Consider the following 3,681-nt stretch of genomic DNA (forward strand, 5'->3'; position numbering starts at 1 on the left):
TTTATATTCTCATTAAGTATATGCGCATTTGATCCAGGCTGAATCTTTTTTCACGTTAATGAAAAATCTTTTTGTCTGTTTATAACAAAAAATTATTGATTAAGGATGATCTCTCACGCCGATGTGAGCAAAAAGGGTGAGGGAGATTACGGAGATGTGAACCCCTTACCGTTGGAGTCCCATGACCCACCTGTGGTCGAGGGCCAAGTCCCTACACTCGATCATGATTGAACATAAAATGATTGAAATGAAAGTGTAGGGACAAACGGTGTGTAGGGGACAATGTCCCCGTGACTCTGGTGAAGTCCAAGGGCTGAGGATTGATATTAAATATTATGAAATCCTATGAAGCCCAAACCCTAGAGCTTAATGCCAGAAAATATTAAAGCGTAAAGTCATCAACAAAGCAAGAGTTTTATACGAGATTTCTTATTTCATCATGTGATAAAAAGATTAAAGATAAAGAACTTCAAGAGTTACCGTGACAGCGAGTTTGAGTTTGGGAAAGTAAGTATCGTTGTAGGGCCTAACGGTTCTGGTAAAACTAATCTTGTCGACGCTTTTAGTTTTCTAAAGCAACTTATTAGACCTCTATCTTACCCGCCTTATCCTTTCAATCGATGGGGAGATTACAAGAACGTTGTATTTATGCAAGATGCGAGTTTGGACATCTCCTTTGAGATCGATGGTGAATATAAGGGTAAAGATTACCATTATGAGATTTCGCTAAATAAGTTGCTGATAATAGAGGAAATTATAAATTTTGACTCTTACAGCATGGAAAGAAGAGGCAACGTAATAAGATATGAAAATAAAGAGATGACAATTCCTGATAATTTAAGTGTATTTAACTTATTTTTTGCACAACCTCTTAAAGCACATAATCTCATTGTTACCCTTCCACCTGAACTCTTGAATTTTATGACGAATTTCCTAAGTGACGTAGGAGTGTTCAGAATAGTTCCTCAAACGGCAGTATCTCCAGTCCATTTCACATTCCCAGAAGCGTTAGATGAAAACGGTCGCGGGTTAGTTAAGGTGATAATCAATAACTTGTCTAGAATTTATGAGACTAAACAAGTTTATGATTTCTTAGTTGAAAACAACATCTCTCTAAGACCGGTTTTCACTGAGGACGGAAATATAAGACTACATTTCATTGAAAAGAGTGAAAACAACAAAGAGCTGGTTTTACTGCCCACATCAGTGCCTGACGGTTTTATAAAAATGTTGACAATCCTTGTAGCTGCGTATCTGTTAAAAATGTCAACAATCATTATCGACGAAATAGAGAACTCCCTCCACCTTAAGTACATTGAAAGACTAGTTGATATAATGCGCTATTCCGACTCACAGTTCATAGCAACTACACATTCACCACTAATTATTGACTTCATGGATCCTTCAGAAATAATAATTCTTGATAAAGAAAGAGGAGAGACTAAAGTTACTAAAGTACAAGAGCCACAGAAATTAAAGGAAAAGTTGACTGAGAACGGTATCTTGTTAAGTGAATGGTTATTATACTAAGTGAAAAATAATGAAAATAATTCTAGCAATTACAGAAGATAAATACGGTTGCAGTGCAATCGCTGAATTAATCGGAAAACTTGAAGAAAACAAAAAGATAGAAAATGAAATCAAATTAGATTGCCATTCTATAGGTGGAAAAGGAAACATAATCTCTACAAAGACAGTAAGAATCGTAAAAAGTTCCATTTTTAAAGGATACGACAAAATCATGATCTTTGTGGACAGCGATAATGAAGACTCCCAAATACTGGAAAATAGGATAAAAGATATGTTAAAAAGAAATGATGTAGATATGAATAGAGTTTATATCATTGTTTTCAATCCTCATATTGAAATCCTCTTAGCACCATAAGAAAACAATCCGTTAGAATATTTGAGAACGCATGATAGATATGAAAAGAGTGACTTACCTAAACGTATAAGAAATATAGACTTAAATACGGTCTATAAATTAGAAGTTTTTCAGAAAATTGTGAAAACCTTGAATGACCCTTAATTGTGGACATCCCCAATATTTGATAATTCACTCCATATATAGACTTTCTAAGGATAGGAGTGAGATGAAAGTGTAGGGACAAACGTAGGAATGTAATAACATTAATTAGCTTAATATCTTTCTGAACGCTAACTTGGAAAGATTCATAAGAGTGTTGTATCCTATTTTTTCATACTTAGTAAACCTATCTAGCGAATTGTTGTCAATCTCCTTTTTAATAAAATCAATAATACTTCTCTTGACTATACTACCCTCTAAAATAGCCGTTAGCATCTCTTTTCTTTTAGTATTAGCAATATCGAATCCTAAGCTTATCTTATCCACCTTACCCATTTTAACATAATCGCTTATGTTATCAAGTAAATCATCTAAAGCTTCATCGGGAATTAAGATAGGAGATAGTGTTAAGTAATACTCTTCTTCAATACTCGTATCCACTTTATAATCATCGACTTCAAGCTTAGCTATTCTATTTTCTCCTCCAAAGTTCGCTATTTTACCATTTATCTTATCTATCTTGTCGCTTATCGCATCATTATCTATGAATATTACGTAATTAACCTCCTTCTTAAATGCTAAATATCTAGCTGAGTAAAGATAATGTTCCTTAACAATTCTGGTACTTTTATCTATACTTATTCCTATCCTATCTTGATGATTTATGATCTGGAATAGTTTATTTTTATCGTAAAAAAGTTCATAAATCCCCTTCTCCCGTTGTTCGTACTCTTTTTTTAGCAAAATAGGTAGATTTATAAGATGCTGTTGGTCTACTAAAGCTAAATGATTGCCCATTCTGAGAGGAAATAAACACTCTCCATTAGTCTCTATGAAAGTTCCATATATAGTACCTAGCAAATTTGTTAAGTCCGATAACCAGTCCCCAGTCCCAGAACTCTTGTTAAATAATATATAACCTAACATTCCGGCAATTGTAGAAGGTCTTGGTATTATTAAAGACTGTGCTGCAGTGTGGGAACCGGTAATTAAGGGCTCAAATTCCCCCTGACTTCTAAACATTAACGGTTCTAATGGTTTTATTAACACTCTCTTTATCACTTCTCGCCACCGTAAATTATTCTAAGAGTATAAACAATATTAGAAATTAGGTCATTAGGAATTTTAATCGGATAATTTTCAATAGTTAACCTAACACCGTATAACTTCTCGTCTACCGTAAACTCAACGGGTTTTCTAAGAGAATTTCTTTTTATCCAATCCTTTACTAAGAATTCAGTTAAATACTTCTCATCACTAGCTACGATTAAGTGTTTATACTCCTCATAATCATAAAGTAAGGACACGGAAATATGACCCTCATCGATCCTCTTCTTTAATTCTAATATTAAGTCTATGATAGAGGCTATTTCATTAAAGTCACTCTCAGAGTTAACTATAGGTCTCTTTAACGATAATGGAATTACTGATGTTAAACCTTGATATCTAAATATTGCAACATCCTTCTTAGCGTCCTTATATTCTCCGTTATACATGACTCTATATCTTATCATTTCCTTCCCCTCCTCTAAAATATTATAAGAATCATTTATGACGAAAAATAGAGGATCGGCATAATGTGCTATAATTACAGAATACGATCTGCCTACTATAGGTAATGAAGGATAGTAAGCATTATTGATTCTAGCAAATCC

The 3,681-nt window shown here is 33.7% G+C and carries 3 protein-coding genes and 1 pseudogene; 2 read left to right on the forward strand and 2 right to left on the reverse strand.

Annotated elements, in window-relative coordinates; genetic code table 11:
• Nucleotides 1–441: 441 nt before the first annotated feature.
• A complete protein-coding gene (locus tag WIW89_RS00325) occupies nucleotides 442–1,530 on the forward strand; it encodes an AAA family ATPase (RefSeq protein WP_337719309.1) in 1,089 nt (362 codons plus the stop codon).
• A 10-nt stretch (nucleotides 1,531–1,540) separates the two neighbouring features.
• Nucleotides 1,541–1,885, forward strand: a complete 345-nt coding sequence (locus WIW89_RS00330) for a hypothetical protein (RefSeq protein WP_337719310.1) — start codon at nucleotides 1,541–1,543, stop codon at nucleotides 1,883–1,885.
• Nucleotides 1,886–2,134: 249 nt separating this feature from the next.
• Here WIW89_RS00330 and cmr3 read toward each other — a convergent pair whose 3' ends face one another.
• Both cmr3 and WIW89_RS00340 read right to left on the reverse strand, forming a co-directional pair.
• Complete coding sequence (gene cmr3, locus WIW89_RS00335; RefSeq protein WP_337719311.1) at nucleotides 2,135–3,085, reverse strand: type III-B CRISPR module-associated protein Cmr3; 951 nt, start codon at nucleotides 3,083–3,085, stop codon at nucleotides 2,135–2,137.
• A pseudogene (locus WIW89_RS00340) lies at nucleotides 3,085–3,681 on the reverse strand (type III-B CRISPR-associated protein Cas10/Cmr2); the annotation flags it as partial. The gene cmr3 and the pseudogene WIW89_RS00340, both read right to left, overlap by 1 nt.

Source organism: Stygiolobus sp. CP850M, from assembly GCF_037389425.1.
Lineage (GTDB): Archaea > Thermoproteota > Thermoprotei_A > Sulfolobales > Sulfolobaceae > Stygiolobus.

What these genes read in the sequence shown, in the direction of transcription:
- WIW89_RS00330 (WP_337719310.1), top strand. Translation starts at nt 1,541, where the DNA reads ATGAAAATAATTCTAGCAATTACAGAAGATAAATACGGTTGCAGTGCA.